Genomic DNA, 20,339 nt, shown 5'->3' with positions numbered 1-20,339 from the left:
TTTCTTCGGCATCCAGCACACGCAGGACAGATACACCACCGCCTTCTATCAGCCTTTCCTGAGCGACTGGACAAACTACGAAGGTTGGGAGGCGGCAGGTGCCGTCTGGACGCCGGAGCGCGCCCACCACATGTTCCGCGAGATTGTGGCCTCCTTCGAGGCGCCACCGCTCGAGGAGGCCCGGCGCGAGGAACTGGCCGATTTCGTCGCCCGCCGCAAGGCCGAAGGCGGCGCGCCCACCGACTTCTGATGCCCCGGGCCCGCCACGACGATCCTGCGCCGTTGGGCGAATGTTAATGCTTTGCGGGGCAGAGTGGCGACGGGGGTATCTACGGGAGTGGTGACATGCACGGTCTCATCAACCGCAGCATCCAGAGATACGTTTGCAACCGATACGGAGAGGAGACATGGCACCGGGTGACGCGGACCGCCCGGGTCGAGATCACGGATTTCGAAGCGATGCTGGCCTATGACGATGCGGTAACGCCACGGCTGCTCGACGGCGTGTCCCATGTGCTGCAACGCTCGCGCTGCGAAGTGATGGAGGACATCGGCAGTTTTCTAGTGTCTGCCTCGGCCTGCGAAGCGGTGCGCCGGCTGCTGCGCTTCGGGGGCGTGACCTTTTCCGAGTTCCTGCAGTCTCTGGACGATCTGCCCGACCGGGCGCGGCTTGCCGTGCCGGAGCTTTATCTTCCGGCGCTGTCGCTGCATGACGAGGCGGAGGGCCTCTACCGGCTGGAATGCGAAGCCGCGGTGCAGGGGTATGGCCATGTGCTGATGGGCGTGCTGCGCGGCATGGCGGACGATTACGGCGCGCTTGTCCTGCTGGAACATTCGGGCGCGGGCGATGGAACGGAAACCGTATTCATCCGGCTGGTGGAGGCGGATTTTGCCCAGGGCCGCGAATTCCTTCTGGGGCTTCGGGCAGGATGATGCCGCCCGGGCTGGGGGAGGTCCCCCACGACGTGGCCGCGCTGGTGCCGCTTTTGGATCAGCTTTGCCCCCTGCACCTGATGATGGACGGTGCGGGCCACATCCGCCACGCGGGACCCACTATGCAAAAGCTGCGCCCCGACCGCGTGCTGGAGGGCGCGCAGTTCAGCGAGGTCTTCCGCATCCGGCGCCCGCGCGGGGGGCGACGCTTGCCGGACTCGTTGCAGCGGGCACAAGGACGCTGCAACTGGCCTTCGCCGAAGCGCCCCGGACGGAGATGAAGGGCCTATTGCTGCCGCTGAGCGCGGATAGCATCGTGATCGACCTGTCCTTCGGGATCGGCGTCCATGACGCTGTCCAGCGCTACAAGCTCACCAGCGCGGATTTCGCGGCCACGGATATGGCGGTGGAAATGCTCTACCTGATCGAAGCTAAGTCAGCGGCGATGGAAGCCTCCCGTCGGCTCAACCTGCGGCTGCAGGGCGCCAAGATCGCGGCGGAGGAACAGGCCTTCACCGATACGCTCACCGGCTTGAAGAACCGCCGGGCCGTCGACCACCTGTTGGGGCGGCTCTGCACTGCCGGGACGCCACTGGCGGTGCTTCAGGTGGACCTCGATTTCTTCAAGCAGGTCAATGATACGCTGGGCCATCCTGCGGGGGATCATGTGCTGCAGCAGGTGGCCCGGGTCATGGTGGAGGAGACCCGGCAGGGCGACATCGTCGCGCGTGTCGGGGGTGACGAGTTCGTCATCATCCTGCCCGGCGTTGATGACGATCACGCCCCGCGCCGCATCGCCCGGAGGTTGATCGCGCGGCTCGACGCGCCGATCCCCTACGGCGCGGAGACCTGTCATGTCTCTGCCAGTGTCGGTATCGCGCGTCTGCCAGAGGGCGCGCGCGCAACGCGGGAGGGGGTGCTGTCGGATGCCGACGTTGCCCTTTACGCGGCAAAGCGGGCAGGCCGCCAGCGGGAGGCCGTCTATCACCCCGAAATGCGCAGTCGGGAGGCGAAGGCCGCCCGCCCGTGACTTCGGTCGGCGGAGCCGGGGGCCAGCCCCCGGACCCCCGGGATTTGATCCCATTTGGAAGCAGGGAACGTGTTGCGCAGTGGACCCGGAAGCGGGGCTGGCGTATCACGCGGGGATGAAAATGCGTCCAACCCGTTCCGTTCCGTGCTGAAAGGTCTGCGCCATCGCCTGCGGACCGCTTGGCGCCGCCGACGCTTTGCCGCGCGGCTGCGGCACCTGCACGGGCCCCGGCGGTTGGAGAGCGGGCCGGAAGAGGTGATCCTGATCGCGCTCGTGCGCGACGGGAGCTATTACCTCGATGCATTCTTCGATCATTACCGCGCCATGGGCATTCGCCATTTCGTCTTTATCGACAACGGCTCGACCGATGACACGATCGCCCGCATCAAGGCTGAACCCGGGACGGTGATCGACCAATGCGACCTGCCGCTTGCGCGCTATGAAGACCTGATACGCGGCTGGCCGGCCATGACCTATGGCCGGGATCGCTGGTGCCTTTACGTGGACATGGACGAGATGTTCGATTTCGAGGGGCGCGAGGTGCTCGGTATCGAAGGGCTGGTTCGCTATCTGGATGCCGGTGGATATACCGCGCTGGTCGCCCAGATGCTGGAGATGTTTCCCAAGGCGCCGCTGAGTGCCGTGGCCCGGCTGCCCTACGATGCGGTACTGCGGGAGTTCGTCTATTTCGACCTAAGCCATGTTGACCGGCGTGCCTATCATGATCCCGATATCGATTTTTCGGGGCTGCTGGCGCAGAACACCCTCTCCAATCCGGAGGTGGAGGTGGCCTTCGGCGGGGTGCGGGCCAAGGTTTTCGGAGAGGCCTGTTGCCTCACCAAACATCCGCTGATCTTCAACGGGCCCGATGTGGTGCCCGGGTTGCATCCGCATGTCTCGACGGGGGTGCATTGCGCTGATTTCACGGCACTCATCCGCCACTACAAGTTCGCCAATGATCCGGCGGGGCGCGATGCCGCCTCCGTTGCGCGGGAGGATCTGGCCCATGGGGAAGATACCTTGGGTGCCCGCCGGTTGAGCGCCGGGCCCGGTGCACGACTTTTTTCGCTGGACGCGCGCCGCTGGAACCGGATTGAACTGCTCTATCGAGCGGGGTTCCTCACGGGATCCGCGGGGTTTTCGGACCACGCGAAACGGCGGGCCGGATGAGCGTCGGCGCTGTCGTTATCGGACGCAACGAGGGCGACCGGCTGCTGGCCTGCCTTGACGCGCTGAAGGGGCAGGTGGCCGAGATTATCTATGTGGACAGCGGCTCCACCGACGGGTCGTGGGAGGCGGCGCGGGCCCGGGGGGTGCGGGTGGTCGCGCTCGATATGGCACAGCCCTTTACTGCAGCGCGGGCGCGGAACGCGGGCCTTGGCGCGCTGGGACCCGGGATTGAACTCGTTCAGTTCCTTGACGGGGATTGCGTGATTCAGCCGGAGTGGATCGGCGCGGCGCAGGATTTCCTGGCGGGGCACCCGGAAGTTGCCGTGGTCTGCGGACGGCGGCGTGAGGAACAGCCCGGGGCGAGCACCTATAACCGGCTTGTCGACAGGGAATGGGATACCCCCATCGGCGCGGCACTTGCTTGCGGTGGCGATGCGATGATGCGGCGCGCGCCACTGGAGGCGACGGGCGGCTACCGCGAAAGCCTGATTGCGGGCGAAGAGCCGGAGCTGTGCCTGAGGCTGCGCCGGGCGGGCTGGAAGGTCTGGCGACTGGACCGGGAGATGACGCGGCACGATGCGCGGATCACGCGGTTTGGCCAATGGTGGCGCCGCAGTATACGCGCGGGTCATGCCTTCGCCGAAGGTGCCTGGCTGCACGGCAGGGGGCCTGAACGCCATTGGGTGGCGGAGACCCGGCGGGCGGTGATCTGGGGCCTGGCCCTGCCGGTGTCGATCGTTTTGCTGGGGGCGGTGTTGTCGCCCTGGGCCCTGCTGGGGCTGCTGGCCTATCCCGCGCAGCTCCTGCGTTTGGCCGCAAAGGGCGGATGGTCTTGGGCGGTTTTCACGGTGCTGGGCAAATTCGCCGAAGCATGGGGCGTTCTGCGTTTCTGGTTGGGCCGCCTGCGGAGCCGGCCCGCAGGGATCATCGAATATCGCTGACCTGTGTATGGCGGCGCTGGCGCAGGGCCCGGACCACCAGCCCCGGCAGGATGGCAAAGCAGCGCGCATAGCGCGGTACCAGTCGACGGGGGCTTTGCAGGGCACGCCAGAACCATTCCAGCGCAAGGTCCCGCATCCAGCGCGGTGCGCGGCTTTGATGCCCGGCGAGAAAATCGAGACCCGCCCCGATGGAGGCAAAGCCCACATGCGGCGCCAGCGTGCGGCCCCTTGCCGCCAGAACCTCTTGCTTGGGGGCACCGAGTGCGAGAAAGCACAGACCCGCCCCGCTCTCTGCGAGCGCCCGCAGTGCGGCATCGGCGTCAGGCCCCGCGGGGTCGAACCCAAAGGCGGGGGCGTGGCGGTGAACGATGCGCAGCCCCGGCACGCGTGCTTCCAGCACATCGGCGGCGGCCTTCAGGGCCGGATCGGAACTGCCGAGCAGGGCAACGGGCACTTGCGCGCGCGCGGCCTCTGCACAGAGCGGCAGGACGAGATCGGAGCCCGGCATAAGCTCCACCTCCTCTCCTGCCAACCGGGAAAGCCAGACCACGGGCCGGCCGTCGGCGACAATGAAATTCTGCGCGGTATAGGCTTCGGCGAAGGCGGCGTCGCGGGGCAGCTTCGTCAGATGATCGAGGTTCAATGTGGCAAGGGTGAAACCTTCGCCTCTTGTAAACCGCTCTGCAACGGCGCGAAACAATGCTGCGCGCGTGTGCACATTGATCCGCAGCGGGCCCGCCGCCGTGTCGAAAATCACACGCGCCCCGATGCGATTTGCGGAGTGGTGCGCCGACCACCCACTGGTGTCTCATAGTCAATGTTATTGTTGATCAATGGGTTGCTTTCCATTCCTGATCCGATCCCGGTGAGGCATGTGCAAACTAGCGGGATGACAGCCTACGGGCCAGATGGTAATTTTACTCCTTAAGGCGGCGGTAGGCGAACCGCGCCCGGCAGGAGAGCGATGGGCAACGGCGTGGCATATCTGGCATTGGCGGTCTGGCCGCTGGTCAGCCTGATCCTGTTCCGCACGCTTACGCTGGAACGGGCGCTGATCTGGTCGATCCTTGGGGCCTATCTGATCCTGCCCCCGGTGACTGAGTTCAATCTGCCGCTGGTCCCGCCCATGAACAAGGCCACGATCCCCAGTCTCGCGGCTTTGCTGATCGTGCTGTTCGGCATCGACCGGCGGGTGCAGCTGCTTCCCCGGTCGAAACCCGCGCTCGTGCTTGCGGGCATTCTGGTCCTAGCGGCGATACCCACTGTCCTGACGAACCGCGATCCCATTTCCTTCGAAGTGCTGCCGGAATTCGAGTTCATCCGCTTCATCATCGCGGAACTGCCGGGCCAGTCGATTCGAGATGTGCTGTCCGTGCTGACGTCGCAACTTCTGATGATCGTGCCCTTCCTTTTGGCGCGGCAGTTTCTGTCGGGCGAGGATGCCCTGCGCGATCTACTGAAGGCGCTTTTCGCGGCAGGACTGATCGTCGCACTGCCTGCCATCATCGAAGTGGTGCTGACTCCGCAGCTTAACATCTGGGTCTACGGATTTTTTCAGCACAGTTTCGGCCAGACGATGCGCATGGGCGGCTTCAGGCCCATCCTGTTTCTGGAACATCCCCTCTGGGTGGCAATGCTGGTCTGTTCCTCGCTGTTGGCGGCGGTCGCGCTTGTGCGTGTGACGCCGGTGCTGGAGCGTTGGCGCATGGTATGCCTCGCGATCTTCCTCGCCTTCATCCTGGTGCTGTGCAAAAGCCTCGCGTCAATGATCTATGCGGTGTTGTTTGTGCCGGTGATGCTGCTGATGCCGTACCGCTGGATCATGCGTGTCGCCGCGGTATTCGCCGTCATCGCGGTCACATATCCGATGTTGCGCAACATGGGTGTCGTGCCGCTCGAAGCGATTTTGGCGCAGGCAGAGGCCATCGATCCGCTGCGGGAGCAATCGCTGGCCTTTCGGTTCGACAACGAGGAACAGCTACTGGAGCGCGCGGCGGAGCGGCCGCTTTTTGGATGGGGCGGTTGGGGGCGCAACCTGATCCGCGAAGCCGAAACCGGCGTTAACCTCAGCGTGCCGGACGGGCGCTGGATTATTATTTTCGGCACCTTCGGCTGGCTGGGCTACATCAGCGAATTCGGCCTGCTGGCATTTCCCGTCTTCTGGCTGGTCTGGCTGTACCGGGGCAAGCAAACGGTTTCGCCCTATGCGGCGGCGCTGGCCCTTATCTTGGGCATCCGAATGATCGACATGCTTTTGAACGCGACGCTCACTCCGGTGATCTGGATGGTGGCGGGGGCCCTTCTGGGTCATGCGGAAAGGCTTGCATGGGGGCCGGCACCTGAACCGCGCAGCCGGGGGGAACGGCTGGCGGACCGGCGGGCCCAGGGCGGCATAGGTTCCGGAAAGCGAACAATCTTGTGAAGGAACCTCGTTTCCGCCACGATTAGGGCATATTCTTTTCCGATCATGCTTTTGCGCGGGTCTCTTCGCGCGGCGTCCGATCGGTTCCGAAATTATGCGGAACCTGACCTTTCGGGCCGGGCGTGAACTGGAACCTGAGGGCAATTGGGCCGCTCCGGGGATTGCACTGTTGATTTTGGCTCGGAACGGGTAGGATGCCATCGAGGCTCATGTCCGGCGCCCGCGGACGATGAGAAAGAAGCTCAGACCATGACGACCGAAGGAAATCGTTCGCAAAGCGCAGGGGACATTGCCATCGTCGGCATGGCCGTCGACCTGCCCGGCGCAGGCGATCTCGCGGCCTATTGGACGAACCTGCGGGACGGCGTGAGATCGATCCGCCACCTGTCTGAAGAAGACCTGCGCGCCGCCGGGGAGGACCCGGCGCGGATGCGGCACCCCAGCTACGTGCCCGCTGCGGCCGATCTGGAAGGCTTCGACCGCTTCGATGCGGAGTTTTTCGGCTTCTCGCCCAAGGACGCCGCTATCCTCGATCCGCAGCACCGCAAGTTTCTCGAAGTGGCATGGCAGGCGATGGAGCAGGCGGGCCATCCGCCGCAGCGCATCGCGGGGAGAGACGTCGGCGTCTATGCCGGCTGCGGGATGGGTAATTATTTCTACGTCAACATCCGGTCCAATCCCGACCTGTTGGAGGACGTCGGCGATTTCCTTCTGCGTCACACCGGCAACGACAAGGATTTCCTCAGCACGCGGGTCAGCCATGTCTTCGACCTGCGGGGTCCGTCGATCAACCTGCAGACCGCCTGTTCGACCTCTCTCGTTGCCGTGCATTACGCTTGTCAGGCCCTACGCGCCGGAGAGGTTGGCATGGCCGTTGCCGGGGGCGTGACGATCGAGCTGCCGCAGGGGCGGGGCTATCTTTTCAGGGAAAACGAGATCCTGTCGCCGGATGGCAAATGCCACGCCTTTGATCATCGCGCGCAAGGAACCGTGTTCGGGTCTGGCGCGGGGGCCGTTGCGCTGCGCCGGTTGGAGGACGCGCTAGCCGATGGGGATCACATCTGGGCGGTGATCAAGGGTTCTGCCGTCAACAACGATGGGGCTGACAAGGCGGGCTACCTTGCGCCCTCGGTGGAGGGGCAGACCACCGCCATCGCCCGCGCGATGGATGACGCGGGCGTGGCGGCAGAAAGCATCGGCTATGTGGAATGCCACGGCACGGGCACCTACCTCGGCGATCCGATCGAACTTGCCGCACTTACGCAGGCCTTCCGGCAGGGGACCGATGCAACCGATTTCTGCCGTATCGGTTCGGTCAAGACCAACATCGGGCATCTCGATACAGCGGCAGGGGTGGCCGGGCTGGTGAAGGCCGCGCTGGCGCTGCATCACGCGCAAATCCCGCGCTCGCTTGGCTATGAAGCGCCCAACCCGGCGATCGCATTCGACGGATCGCCCTTTTCCGTGGCGCAAACCCTTCAGGACTGGCCCGCGCTTTCCCGCCCCCGCCGCGCCGGTGTCAACGCGCTGGGGGTGGGGGGCACCAACGCGCATGTGATCCTCGAACAGGCGCCGGAACGTGCGGCACCGCAGGAAAGCGACTGGCCATTCCAGCCGATCTGCATCTCGGGCCGGACGGAGGCCGCGCTCGACGCGAACGCCAAGGCGCTTGCGGCCCATCTGCGCGCCCATCCGGAACAGCCTCTGGCCGATGTGGCCTATACGCTGAAAGAGGGCCGCCACGCTTTTGCCAAACGCCGCGTGCTGGTGGCCCATAGCCCGCAGGAGGCGGCCGATCTGCTGGAGACGGGCGAGCCGCAGCAGGTCTTTAGCCATGACGCGCTTGCCGAGGGGCCGGGGGTTGTCTTCATGTTCCCGGGGGGAGGGGCGCAATACCCCGGCATGGCGCGCGATCTCTACGAGACGGAGCCGGTCTTTGCCGAATGGATGGACCGGGGTCTTGATCACCTGCAGCCGCAGATCGACGCTGACATTCGCGCGCTCTGGCTGGCCAGGGGGCCGGCGGCAGAGCAGGCCGAAGCCCGCCTGCGCCGCCCCTCACTGCAACTGCCGCTCATCATGATCGTGGAATACGCGCTGGCACGTCTTTGGCAAAGCTGGGGTCTCGAGCCTGCCGCGATGGTGGGCCATTCCATGGGCGAAAACGTCGCCGCCTGTCTGGCCGAGGTGATGTCCTTCGAGGATTGCATCGACCTCGTGCTGCTGCGCGGGCAGCTTTTCGACAGCGTGCCCGAAGGCGGCATGATCAGCGTGAGCGCATCGCGCAGCGACATCGCGGCGCACCTCGGACCGGACCTCGATCTTGCCGGGGTGAACGGGGCGGAACTGGTGACCGTTTCGGGGCCGCGGGCTGCATTGCGCGACCTGGAAAAGCGGCTCGATGCGGCTGACATCGACTGGCAGCCGGTACATATCGACATCGCCGCCCATTCAAGGATGTTGGACCCGATCCTCGACCGTTACCGCGATTTCCTGTGCGGGATCGACCTTTCGGCGCCCCGGATCACGGTGATGTCGAACCGCACGGGCGAGCCGCTGACCCCCAAACAAGCGACCGACCCGGACTACTGGGTGGCGCAGCTTCGCCAGCCTGTGATGTTCGCCGATTGCCTCACCCGGCTCGCTGCCGAAGGCCCCCTCGTCTATCTGGAGGTGGGCCCGGGGCGTACGCTGGGGGCACTGGCCGGGATGCACGGCGATATCGCGCCCGCACAGGTGCTCAACACCCTGCGCCACCCCACGCAGGACATCGAGGATGACGCGTGGTTTGTCGGTACGGTCGCGCGGCTCTGGGCCTGCGGGGTCGAGGCGGACTGGACCCATATCTGGGGCACGGCAGGGCGCAACCGCGTGGTGCTGCCGACCTATGCGTTCCAGCGGGCGCGCTATTTCATCGAACCGGGCGAACAGGCGGTCTTGCCCCCGGTGGCTGAGCCCGAGCGGATCGACGATATCGGGCATTGGGGTCACGTGCCGCGCTGGCGGCAGCGCCATGCCGCCGGGGGCGAAGAGGCGCTGGAAGCGCTGGCGGAGCATTCGCAACGGTGGCTCATGTTCATGGACCGCTCAGGGCTGGCCCAAGGGGTTGCTTCCCGCTTGCGGGACGCCGGCCATGAGGTCATCGAGGTGATCGCCGGGGATGCGTTCGCGCAGGTCTCCCCCCATCGCTTTGCTTTGGCGCCGGAACAGGGGCGGGCGGGCTATGCCCAATTGCTGGCCGCGCTCGAAGAGGCCGACCGCCTGCCGGAGCGGATCGGGCATTTCTGGCTGGCCGAGCAGAACCCGTGGCTGCGCCCGGGCAGCAGCGCCTTCGACCGGAATATCGAACAGGGCTATTGGAGCGTCACATGGCTGGGGCAGGCATTGGCAGAGACGATGCCGGAGGCGCCCGTGCATCTGACCGTCTTTACCTGCGGTGCGGTCAGCGTGCGGGATGAGGCGCTGAGCGAACCGGAAAAGGCCATGGTAGTGGGGCCAGCCGGTGTACTGCCGAGGGAGGTTTCCGGCCTCACTTGCGCAATCGTCGACATCGAAGCCCCCGCCGAACCGGAAGCCGGAGAGGGCTGGCTAGCTCGTTGGATACAGCCCGACGGGGGGGACGAAGAAGAGGGCGATGCCCTGCTGACGGGCCTCATGCTCGAAGAATTGCTGGCCGACCCGCGCAACCTGCAGGCGGCCCACCGGGGCAGCCGCCGCTACGAATTGTCCTATCGCGCTCTTCCTTTGCCAGATGCTTCTGCCGCGGAGGAGGCACCGCTTTACCGTGATGGCGGCGTCTATCTCATTACCGGGGGCTTCGGCGGGATCGGTCAGGCGCTGGCGGCTGACATCCTTCAGGACAGGTCCGCCCATGTGGTGCTGCTGTCCCGCAGCGCATTGCCGCCCCGGGCGGAGTGGGACGATCTGCTTTCATCTACCCCGGCGGGTGGCGGCACCGCGCGGCGCATCCGGGCCTTTTGTCGGTTGGAGGCGCTGGCCGCCAAGGGCGGCGGCAGCGTCACCCTTGCCACCGCAGATGTCGTCAATCTGGCCCAGATGCGCCGGGTGATCGGCGATCTTGCCGAGCGTTTCGGGGGCATCACCGGCGTCATTCACGCCGCCGGGCGGCTTCACGATGCGCCTTTGCTGGGCAAGACCGATGCTGAGATGGAGGCGGTCCTCGCCCCCAAGGTACAGGGGCTGCGGGTGCTCGACCGGCTTCTGCCGGATGGCACGCTCGACTGGATGGTGCTGTTTTCGTCGACCAGTACAGCGATCCGCGCTGCCGGGCAGGCGGATTATGTCGCGGCAAACGCATGGCTCGATGCCTATGCGCAGGCCCGTCGCGGCGGGCGTATCCGCGTTGTGACGATCAACTGGGGTGTCTGGGCAGATACCGGCATGGCGGCGCGGCTGCTGCCCGGCCGGCCCGCGGATGTTTTACCGGCCCGCAGGTTGGAGGGGGCAGGGGTTCTGGAATCCGTGCAGACGGATCGCAAGGGCGCGCCGGTATACGAAACGATGCTGCATCCCGGGGTCTGGATGTTGGATGATCACCGCACCGCCGATGGTCGCATGGTGCTGCCCGGCACGGGTTATGTGGAGCTTCTGGCCGAAGCCGCCCGCGCGCAGGGGCTCAAGGGCTTCGAGATCGCCGACCTGCATTTCCTGCGCCCGCTGGAACTGGCAAACGACGAAGAGCGCGCCCTGCGGGTGATCCTGCAACCGGGGCCGGATGGGTTCAGCGCAGAGGTCCGCAGCGCCTGCCGCCTCAACGGGCGCGCCGCATGGCAGTTGCACGCCGAAGCGCATCTGTCGCCCCGCAAGACACCGCAGACCCGGGACATCGACCCCGGAGCGATCCGCGCCCGCTGTCTATTGCAGGAAAAGGCGCCGGAAGCGGGGCATCTGACATCCCCCCAGGAGGCGCATCTCGTCTTTGGTCCGCGCTGGCACGTCTTGCGTGAAACCGCGTTCGGGGAAGGCGAGGGGATTGCCCGGCTCAGCCTGCCGCGCTCCTTCGCGGATGACGTCGCGGCGGGGCATCTTTTGCACGCAGGTCTCATGGACCTTGCGACCGGCTGGGCCGTCTCGCTGATCGACAGCTATACACCCGCGCATCTTTGGGTGCCGGTGTCCTACGGGTCCATCACGGTGCATGGGCCGCTCACGGGGCGTTTGTGGTCCTGGGTACGGACGCGCGGGCGTGCCCGGGATGGCGACGGCGTCTTCGACGTCACGATCTGCGATGACTGGGGGCACGTTCTGGTAGAGGTGCGCGGCTTTGCCATGACCCGGCTAGCCGGGGGGCTGAAAGCGTCCGCCCTGACCGAACGCGACGTGACCTTTGCCGAAGACGGCAGGGAAACGCCCGAGCTTACCCCGCAGGAACAGAAGTTCGCGGCGCTCCTGCGCAACGGGATCCGCGGCGTCGAAGGGCCGGGCGCCCTGCGCCGCGCCATGGCGGCAGGGCTGCCGCAGGTCATCGTGTCGTCCATGCCGCTGTCTGCGCTCATCGCGCAGGCGGATATGCCCGTGGCCGCCCCGGCGAAGAAAGGCCGGAGTTTCGAACGGACGGATGTGGACGACAGTTTTATCGCCCCCCGTCCGGGGATCGAGGCGGACCTGGCCGAGATTTGGGAATCGCTGCTGGGTGTTTCCCCGGTCGGAGCGCAGGACAGCTTTTTCGACCTCGGGGGGCATTCGCTCATCGCGGTGCGGCTTTTCGCGGCCATCAAGCGCCGCTTCGGGGTGGAATTCCCCATCTCCACGCTGTTTGAGGCGCCCACCATCACCCTTTGCGCCGCGCTGATCGCCGAGGAAACGGGGCAGAACGCGGGTGCGGGCGAAGACAATGCCCCCGCCACCCTGCGCAAGCCCGAAGCATCCTCCCCCTCGATGCGGCACGCGTATCTGGTGCCGCTCAATCAGGGCGGAGAAGACGAGGCCCCGGCGCTTTTCATCGTGGCTGGCATGTTCGGCAATGTGCTGAACCTGCGCCATCTGGCGATGTCCTTCAGCGGGGAACGTCCCGTCTGGGGCATACAGGCGCGCGGGCTCATCGGGGATGAGCCGCCGCATGAAACCGTACTTGATGCCGCGCGCGACTACCTGACGGAGGTGCGGCAGGTACAACCCAAGGGGCCCTATCTGCTGGCGGGCTATTCGGGGGGCGGGATCACCGCCTATGAGATGGCGCAGCAGCTGCGCGATGCCGGTGAAGAGGTGGCCGTTCTGGCGATGCTCGACACGCCGCTGCCCCTGCGCCCGCCGTTGCAGGCGCAGGACAAGGCGCTCATCAAGCTACAACAGATACGTGAAGCGGGGCCGCGCTATGCGCTCGACTGGTTCCGCGAGCGTCGTGTGTGGAAGCGGCTTCAGGACGAACGCGAGCTGACCGGCAGCGAGGCCCCCGCCCCGGGCGGTGCCGAATTCAACAACCGCAAGATGGAGGATGCTTTCATCGCCGCCACGTCCCGCTATACGCCCCCCCGGTGGGAGGGGCCGATGACCCTGTTCCGTCCGCCGCTCGAACGTCGGTGGAAAGGCGCCGAGGGCCGGTGGATTTCCAGCGAGCGGCACTATGTCTGGCCGGACAATGGATGGCGCGCCCATGCGCCGAGGGTGGAGGTGATCGAAGTGCCCGGAGACCACGACAGCATGGTGCTGACCCCCAATGTAACCGTATTGGTGCAGGAACTGGCGGAGGTCATTCGCATGGCCCTTGACGGCGCGCAGGGCGCTGCGTCCTCCCGCACGACGGCGGCGGAGTAGGCCATGACAGGATTGCCTTCCGACCCCCGGCTGCTGGTCGTCGTGCTGAACTACTGCACGCCGGAGATGACCCTGCGGTCCGCCGCGACCGTTCTGGCCGATCTGCCCGCCGCCAATGCCGAAGTCGCGATCGTTGACAATGCGTCCCCCGACGGGTCGGCGGTCAAGCTGCAACAGGGCATGAGTGAGCGTGGCTGGGATGCCGACCCCCGCGTGCGGCTGATCCTGTCGGATGTGAACGGCGGTTTTGGTGCGGGCAATAATATCGCGGTGCGCGCAGGCATGTCCGACGGCGGAGCGCCGGACTTCGTGATGCTCGTCAATTCGGATGCCTTTCTGGACGAAGGGTGCATCGGCCTCTTGATCGAGCATATGCGCGCCCATCCCCGGGCCGGATTCGCGGGCAGCCAGTTGCGCGGCGAGGACGGACAAGTACACAACAGCGCGTTCCGCTTTCCCTCCGTCGCCGGAGAGTTCGAGACCGCTGCGCGTATCGGTGTGCTCACCCGGCTGCTCTGGCGGCATGTGGTGCCCATGCCGGTGCCCGAAAGAACCGTCCGGGTGGACTGGGTCGCCGGTGCCAGCTTCATGATGCGGATGGAGATGCTGGAGGAAGTGGGTCTCTTTGATGAGACGTTCTTCCTCTATTACGAGGAAACGGACCTTTGCCTGCGCGCGGCCCGCGCCGGGTGGGAGGCTTGGTATGTCCCCGAAGCCCGGGCCATGCATCTGGGTTCGGTTTCCACCGGGTTGCGGGGGGCACAGCGAAAACCGCCCTATTGGTACGATTCGCGGCGGCATTACTTCGTGAAGAACCATGGCCGGGCGGTTCATACGGCAACCGTCATGTCGCATGTGGCGGGCAATCTGCTGCACGGGTTGCGGTGCGTCGTCTCTTTGCGCCGGCCCCTGCAGTCCACCCTGCATCTGGGTGACCTGATGCGCCATTCCATGGGCATTCGGTTCCGCGCGGCTTCGCTCCCCGTGAAAGATGAGGGTGCCCAACCCGAGGATGGAACATGAACAAGAGTTTCACGCCGGACCGCCTCGGCTTCGCTTTGGTCGGTGACGAAAGCCTGACCATCGCCTGCGGTGACATCCTGCTGGACGCGGGCCATTGGATCGCCTGCGTGATCACCCGCGCATCCGCGGTGCGGGACTGGGCCATGGGACGGGACCTGCCGGTGCGCCACGATCCGGGAGAGCTTCCGCCACTCACGCAGGACGCGCCGGTGGATTGGGTGCTTTCCATCGCGAACCTGCGGGTCCTTCCGGATGCCGTTCTGCGCTGCCCGCGCCTTGGGGCAATCAACTTTCACGATGGGCCGCTGCCCGAACGTGCCGGGTTGAACACGCCCGCCTGGGCGCTGTTCGACGGGGCGGATGCGCATGGGGTCACATGGCACCTGATGGAAGGCGGGGTTGACGAGGGTGACGTCCTGGTCCGCGAGGACTTCGGGATCGACGCAGATGAAACCGCGCTGACGCTCAATGCGAAATGCTATGCCGCCGGGCTCGATACCTTTGCCGATGTCCTGCGCCAGATGGAAAAGGGGCGGCTGGACCGCCAGCCGCAGGATCTTTCGAGGCGGCACTATTTTGCAGGCGATGCCCGCCCCGAACGGCTCGGGCTGATTGATGGGCGAGCGTCTGCGTCAGAGGTGCTGCGCGAGATACGGGCGCTCGATTTCGGGGGGCGGTGGAACCCGCTTACCCTGCCGAAACTGATGGCGGGTGAGACCCTTCTTTGCATCGGTTCCGCGGCGGTGAGCGAGGCGCGGGGTGATCCCGGCGAGGTACTGGCCGTGACCGCTCAGGGGATCACGTTGGGCTGTGTGGAAGGTGCGCTCGAGCTTTCGCAGCTTATGACGCCGGAGGGGAAGGCCGTGGATGCGCGGGATCATTTCACCTTTGGCGATGTGCTGGCACCCGTCGAGCGGCTGCCCGATGCGGAACTCCGCGCGACCGCGCGTCACGAAAGCCACTGGCGCCGGGCGCTGGCCGAACTGGACCCGCTGCCTGTACCCCTCGTCCGTGATGGTACCGACGGCGCGCGGGAAACCGTCAGGCTCCGCCTGCCCGAAGGGGCCACCCCGGCAGAAATGCTTGCTGCCGCCGGGCTTGCGATGCTGCGCGGGGCGGGGCGGAAAAGCGGGGATATGGCGCTGCATGTTCCGCGCAATACCTCGCTCCTCGCGGATTGGGTGCCGCTGCGCCTTTCCGCCGCGCCGGAGCAGGCTTTTGCGGAAATCGTAGCCGGGATGGAGGCGGCCCTGTCCGATCCCGCTACGCAATGCGGCTTCTTCGCGGACCTGCCCGCCCGCGATCCAGAGATTGGCGGGCTGCGCGTGCCGCCCTTCGCCCTTTCGCCTAACGGGGGCGATCTGGCAGCGGCACCGCTCTGCCTTGCCCTTACCCCCGGGGGGGCCGTGCTGCACTACGCCGCAGGGAGCCTGACGGTCGAGGAACTGGCGCATATCCGCGAACGGATCGAGGCTGCCTGCGCCCGTGCCGCCGAGGGCGCGGACATCACCTGCGCCGATGTCTGGCCCCTCCCGGAGGCCGAGCGGCGACTGCTGCTGGAGGGTCTCAACGACACCGCCACCGCGTTCGACCCAGACCAGACCATTCACGGGGCCTTCGCGGCGCAGGCCGCGCGCACGCCCGATGCCATCGCGCTGGTGCATGAGGGGCAGAGCCTCAGCTACGCCGCGCTCGACGCCCGCGCCAACCGCGTGGCCCATGTGCTGCGGGACCTAGGCGCGGGGCCGGGGGTGCCGGTGGGGCTGTACTGCGAACGCGGGCTCGATCTGGTGGTTGGTGCGCTGGCCATTCTCAAGGCCGGTGCCGCCTATGTGCCGCTCGATCCTGCCTATCCGGCGGATCGGCTCGCCTATTTCATGCGCGACAGCGAAGCCCCCATCCTGCTGTTGCAAAATGCCCTGCGGGACAGTGTGCCCGAAAGCGATGCCACCCTGCTGGCGATAGATAATAATCCGCGCATTGCCGACGCGCCCGAAACCACCCCGGCGCCTTTTGACGGGGAGGGCGGGCTTGCCTATCTGATCTACACCTCCGGCTCCACCGGAACGCCGAAGGGGGTGATGGTGGGCCATGAGAATGTCGCCAACTTCTTTGCGGGGATGGATGCGCGGATTGACCATGAGGAAGGTGCGGTCTGGTTGTCGGTGACCAGCCTGTCCTTCGATATTTCGGTGCTGGAACTGTTCTGGACGTTGGCGCGCGGCTTCAAGGTCGTGCTGGCGGGCGATCCCGCACGAAGCGTCTTCGCGGGCCAGGTCCAACCCTCGCGCCCTGCAGCAAAGCGGGGCGGAAAGCGGTTGGACTTCAACCTGTTCTACTGGGGCAACGATGATGGGGTTGGACCGCGCAAATACGAACTGCTGCTCGAAGGCGCCAAGTTTGCCGATGCGCATGGGTTCAACGCGGTCTGGACACCGGAGCGGCATTTCCACGCTTTTGGTGGGCCCTATCCCAATCCTTCAGTGACCGGCGCCGCCGTCGCCGCCGTGACCCGGAATTTGGCCGTGCGCGCAGGCTCCTGCGTCGCCCCGCTGCATCATCCGGCCCGCATCGCGGAGGAATGGGCGGTGATCGACAACCTCACCAACGGGCGGGTGGGGCTGGCCATCGCCAGTGGCTGGCAGCCGGATGATTTCGTGCTGCGGCCCGAGAACACGCCGCCCGACAACAAGCCCGCCATGTATACCGCGATCAAACAGCTTCGCGCGCTCTGGGCGGGTGAAAGCGTCGCATTTCCGCGGGCGGACGGCAGCCTTTTGCCGGTGGTGACGCAACCGCGCCCTGTCTCCCGCAGCCTGCCCATTTGGGTCACGACGGCGGGCAATCCCCAGACGTGGAAGGAGGCGGGGGAGATCGGGGCCAACGTTCTGACGCACCTGCTGGGCCAGACGGTCGCGGAAGTCGCGGAAAAGATCGGGATCTACCGCGAGGCGCTTCGCAAGGCGGGGCACGATCCGCAGGATCACCGCGTGACGGTGATGCTCCACAGCTATCTCGCCAAGACGCGCGAAGCCGCCCGTGACGTGGCGCGCGAACCGATGAAGGACTATCTGCGCTCCGCCGCGGGCCTCATCAAGCAATACGCCTGGGCCTTTCCCGCCTTCAAAAAGCCTGCTGGTGCGAGTTCGGCCTTCGACCTCGATCTGGATGACCTGTCGGAGGAGGAAATGGATGCCATCCTCGACTTCGCCTTCGAGCGTTATTTCAATGACAGCGGCATGTTCGGCACCGTGGAAGATGGCCTTTCCCGGGCCGAGGAATTGCGCGGCATCGGCGTGGATGAGGTCGCCTGCCTCATCGATTACGGGATCGGGCCGGAGACGGTGCTGGAAGGGCTGAAACCGCTGGCCGAGGTGCTCGCCCGTGCCAACCCGGTGGTCGAAGAGGCGGCGGCCAGCGAAATGTCCGAAGATATGTCCATCGCGGCGCAAATGCGGCGCCACGGGGTGACGCATCTGCAATGTACGCCCAGCATGGCGCAGATGTTGCTGCTGGATGAAGCGACCTCAGAGGCACTGCGGGGGGTCCGCCATCTGATGCTGGGGGGCGAGGCCCTGCCGGGGGCGCTGGTCGATACGCTACGGAGTGTCACCGACGCCCGGATACAGAACATGTACGGACCGACGGAGACGACCATCTGGTCAACCACCCAGATGCTGAACAAGGACGATGCCGCCACAGCCCCCATCGGGACCCCCATCGCCAATACGCAGGTCTATGTGCTCGACGATAGCTTGGCCCCTCTGTCGGCTGGCGCGCCGGGTGAACTCTGGATCGGCGGGGCGGGTGTGACGGCGGGCTATTGGAAGCGCGCGCAGTTGACCGAGGAACGGTTCCGTCCGAACCCCTTTGGCGCGGGGCGGATCTACAAGACCGGCGATCTGGTCTCGCGCGACCTGAACGGCGTGCTGCACTATCGTGGCCGCGCGGACGATCAGGTGAAGATATGGGGCCACCGGATCGAGCTGGGCGAGATCGAGGCGCGGCTTGCCGAGCTGCCCGGTGTGCGGCAGGCGGTGGTTACGGCGCGGGAGACATCGGCGGGGCGGCAACTCGTGGGTTATGTCACGACAACCGAACAGGTCGATCCGGCGGCGGCGCGGGCGCAACTGGCGCAGCGCCTGCCGCAGATCATGGTGCCCGCCTTCATCGTTACGCTGGACGAAATGCCCCTGACCCCCAACCGAAAGATCGATCGCAAGGCATTGCCGGCCCCCGGCCCGAAACGGGCCCGCAACGCGCCCGCCGTCAAGGAGCGGGTCGAGCGCCTGCGCGGGGAAGCATCCGAGCTTTCGCGCGAGCGGGCGCAGACGGTGATCACCAAGGTCTGGGAAGACCTGCTCGGCGTTTCGGCCCCGCAGGCGGAGGACAATTTCTTCTCCCTCGGTGGTCATTCGCTGCTGGCGGTACAGGCGCATCGGGACATCGGGGCGGCGCTGGGCGCAAAGGGCGCGCTTTCCGTCACGGACATCTTCCGCTTTCCGACGCTGGGAGCATTGGCGACGCATCTGGCATCGCGCGGAAACGATGCCTCACCACGGGCCGTGAAACCGCAGGTCAGGCCCTTTGAGCGACAGCCAACTGCCCCCCGGGCATCGGCACCCGATATCGACCCGGAAACCGCCGATATCATCTCCCGCCGGCGAAAAATGCGGGCGGCCCGGGCGGCGGAACCTGCGCAGTGAAGATGGAGAAGCTCTCGGCCCCCTTGCTTTTGAAGGAGATCGAAGCGCTGCTGACCGCCGGTGTATACGCCGCGCAGGCGCGCATCGGTTCCGTTCACCCGCCGCTTCACCGCACCGAAGAGCCGGCTGTCGCGAACGCCGTCCCGAAGCGGCAGCGTGAATTCGCAGCGGGGCGGGCGGCGGCACGGCAGGCGTTGCGCGCGGCGGGCGGCACCGCAATCGCGATCCCCATGGGGGCGGACAGGGCACCGCAGTGGCCCGCAGGCTTCTGCGGCAGCATCACTCACGATGATCATTGGGCCCTTGCCGTGGCCGCGCGGACGGATCACTGGCGCTCGTTGGGCCTTGATCTCGAAGACGCGAGCCCGCTGGAAGATGATCTCATCCCCCTGATCTGCACCGAAGCGGAGCGGGCGCGTTTCGATATCCGGGGCGCCTCCCATTCCGCAAAGGCGATATTCAGCGCGAAAGAGGCCGCTTACAAAGCGATCTATCCGCTTACGGGGCGGATGATGTCCTTCCACGATATCGAATTGTTGACCCTCGGGGAGTGCGCGTTCGAGGCGCGGCTTGCCGTGGCACAGCCCCCTTTTGGGCGCGGCCTTGTGATGGAGGGTCGGCAGCGGATCTGCGCCGGGCGGCTTGTCAGCTTCGTGGCGTTTGGGCAGGGTAGCTGACGGAGGCCCGTTGTCGTGACACCCATCTCCCGCAGAACCGCCATCTATTCGCTCGCAGCGCTTGTCTTGGGCGGTGTTACCCTGCTGCGTACCCGGTCCCGCGGCGAAGCGCCGCTGCCGCCCTTGCCCGATCTCGCGCCGCCCGTGGGCGCCCTGTCGGTCTATCATCTGGGTCATTCGCTGGTCGGCCACGACATGCCCGCCATGCTGGCGCAACTGGCGGGGGAGGACCATGAGTTCGCCAGCCAGTTGGGTTGGGGGGCGACGCTGAAACAGCATTGGGATCCGGACGAACCCGTTGCAGGTTTCGCCGAGATGAACGGCCATGCCCAATTCCGCCCCGCCCGCGAGGCCGTCGCCGCAGGCACGTATGATGCCATCGTCTTTACCGAGATGGTCGAGATCGCGGATGCGCTCAAATATCACGACGGGGCCGCGCATCTGAAGCTCTGGTCGCAGGCCGCGCTTGATGCCCGCGACGACGTGCGGCTTTACCTTTATGAAACATGGCATCGGACCGACGATCCCGCCGGATGGCTTACCCGGATCGACGGGGACCTTGCGCGCTACTGGCTGGGCGCGTTGGCGCGGCCCGCGCGGGAGGCGGGGCTGCCGCTCTACCTCGTACCGGGGGGGCAGGTCATTGGCACCTTCGTGCGGCGG

Annotated in this window: 13 protein-coding genes; 12 read left to right on the top strand and 1 reads right to left on the bottom strand. The window is 66.1% G+C overall.

Annotated features, from left to right (window positions below):
* The 6 genes from A3728_RS02870 to A3728_RS02850 form a co-directional block, all read left to right on the top strand.
* The coding region (locus A3728_RS02870) for a trimethylamine methyltransferase family protein (RefSeq protein WP_201722290.1) at positions 1-250 on the top strand (250 nt) is incomplete at its 5' end.
* A gap of 95 nt (positions 251-345) precedes the next feature.
* On the top strand, positions 346-933 hold the full coding sequence (locus A3728_RS02865) for a heme NO-binding domain-containing protein (protein ID WP_067920077.1): 588 nt from the start codon (positions 346-348) through the stop codon (positions 931-933).
* Positions 933-1,214, top strand: coding sequence for a hypothetical protein (locus A3728_RS23910; protein ID WP_330220255.1), 282 nt, complete (start codon positions 933-935; stop codon positions 1,212-1,214). Before A3728_RS02865 ends, A3728_RS23910 begins: the two co-directional genes overlap by 1 nt.
* On the top strand, positions 1,211-1,963 hold the full coding sequence (locus tag A3728_RS02860; RefSeq protein WP_330220254.1) for a GGDEF domain-containing protein: 753 nt from the start codon (positions 1,211-1,213) through the stop codon (positions 1,961-1,963). Before A3728_RS23910 ends, A3728_RS02860 begins: the two co-directional genes overlap by 4 nt.
* Before the next feature lie 69 nt (positions 1,964-2,032).
* Positions 2,033-3,133, top strand: coding sequence for a glycosyltransferase family 2 protein (locus A3728_RS02855; protein ID WP_236630399.1), 1,101 nt, complete (start codon positions 2,033-2,035; stop codon positions 3,131-3,133).
* Complete coding sequence (locus A3728_RS02850; RefSeq protein WP_067920073.1) at positions 3,130-4,074, top strand: glycosyltransferase; 945 nt, start codon at positions 3,130-3,132, stop codon at positions 4,072-4,074. Before A3728_RS02855 ends, A3728_RS02850 begins: the two co-directional genes overlap by 4 nt.
* Here the strand turns inward: A3728_RS02850 and A3728_RS02845 are convergent.
* A complete protein-coding gene (locus A3728_RS02845) occupies positions 4,058-4,831 on the bottom strand; it encodes a WecB/TagA/CpsF family glycosyltransferase (RefSeq protein ID WP_067920071.1) in 774 nt (257 codons plus the stop codon). The two genes, A3728_RS02850 and A3728_RS02845, sit on opposite strands and share 17 nt — an antisense overlap.
* A gap of 207 nt (positions 4,832-5,038) precedes the next feature.
* On the opposite strand from A3728_RS02845, the gene A3728_RS02840 reads away from it, so the two are divergent.
* From A3728_RS02840 to A3728_RS02815, 6 genes are all read left to right on the top strand, one after another.
* Entirely contained in the window at positions 5,039-6,496 is a 1,458-nt protein-coding gene (locus A3728_RS02840; RefSeq protein WP_067920069.1) for a hypothetical protein, read from the top strand.
* Positions 6,497-6,745: 249 nt separating this feature from the next.
* Positions 6,746-13,270: a type I polyketide synthase gene (locus A3728_RS02835; RefSeq protein ID WP_067920067.1), complete on the top strand. Its 6,525-nt coding sequence runs from the start codon at positions 6,746-6,748 to the stop codon at positions 13,268-13,270.
* Between the two features lie 3 nt (positions 13,271-13,273).
* On the top strand, positions 13,274-14,293 hold the full coding sequence (locus tag A3728_RS02830) for a glycosyltransferase family 2 protein (protein WP_067920065.1): 1,020 nt from the start codon (positions 13,274-13,276) through the stop codon (positions 14,291-14,293).
* Positions 14,290-18,999, top strand: coding sequence for a MupA/Atu3671 family FMN-dependent luciferase-like monooxygenase (locus tag A3728_RS02825; protein WP_067920063.1), 4,710 nt, complete (start codon positions 14,290-14,292; stop codon positions 18,997-18,999). Before A3728_RS02830 ends, A3728_RS02825 begins: the two co-directional genes overlap by 4 nt.
* Before the next feature lie 2 nt (positions 19,000-19,001).
* Entirely contained in the window at positions 19,002-19,676 is a 675-nt protein-coding gene (locus tag A3728_RS02820; RefSeq protein WP_067920061.1) for a 4'-phosphopantetheinyl transferase family protein, read from the top strand.
* A gap of 15 nt (positions 19,677-19,691) precedes the next feature.
* The coding region (locus tag A3728_RS02815; protein WP_067920059.1) for a hypothetical protein at positions 19,692-20,339 on the top strand (648 nt) is incomplete at its 3' end.

The sequence above is a fragment of the Sulfitobacter sp. HI0040 genome (genome assembly GCF_001634885.1).
In the GTDB taxonomy this organism is placed as follows: Bacteria; Pseudomonadota; Alphaproteobacteria; order Rhodobacterales; family Rhodobacteraceae; genus Sulfitobacter.
Note: the sequence above shows the minus strand (reverse complement) of the source record. Positions and strands in the feature narration are given on the sequence as shown.

Excerpts from the sequence above, each read along its gene's own strand:
- A3728_RS02865 (WP_067920077.1), top strand. The coding sequence starts at position 346 with ATGCACGGTCTCATCAACCGCAGCATCCAGAGATACGTTTGCAACCGA.
- A3728_RS23910 (WP_330220255.1), top strand. The coding sequence starts at position 933 with ATGCCGCCCGGGCTGGGGGAGGTCCCCCACGACGTGGCCGCGCTGGTG.
- A3728_RS02860 (WP_330220254.1), top strand. The coding sequence starts at position 1,211 with ATGAAGGGCCTATTGCTGCCGCTGAGCGCGGATAGCATCGTGATCGAC.
- A3728_RS02850 (WP_067920073.1), top strand. The coding sequence starts at position 3,130 with ATGAGCGTCGGCGCTGTCGTTATCGGACGCAACGAGGGCGACCGGCTG.
- A3728_RS02840 (WP_067920069.1), top strand. The coding sequence starts at position 5,039 with ATGGGCAACGGCGTGGCATATCTGGCATTGGCGGTCTGGCCGCTGGTC.
- A3728_RS02835 (WP_067920067.1), top strand. The coding sequence starts at position 6,746 with ATGACGACCGAAGGAAATCGTTCGCAAAGCGCAGGGGACATTGCCATC.
- A3728_RS02830 (WP_067920065.1), top strand. The coding sequence starts at position 13,274 with ATGACAGGATTGCCTTCCGACCCCCGGCTGCTGGTCGTCGTGCTGAAC.
- A3728_RS02825 (WP_067920063.1), top strand. The coding sequence starts at position 14,290 with ATGAACAAGAGTTTCACGCCGGACCGCCTCGGCTTCGCTTTGGTCGGT.
- A3728_RS02820 (WP_067920061.1), top strand. The coding sequence starts at position 19,002 with ATGGAGAAGCTCTCGGCCCCCTTGCTTTTGAAGGAGATCGAAGCGCTG.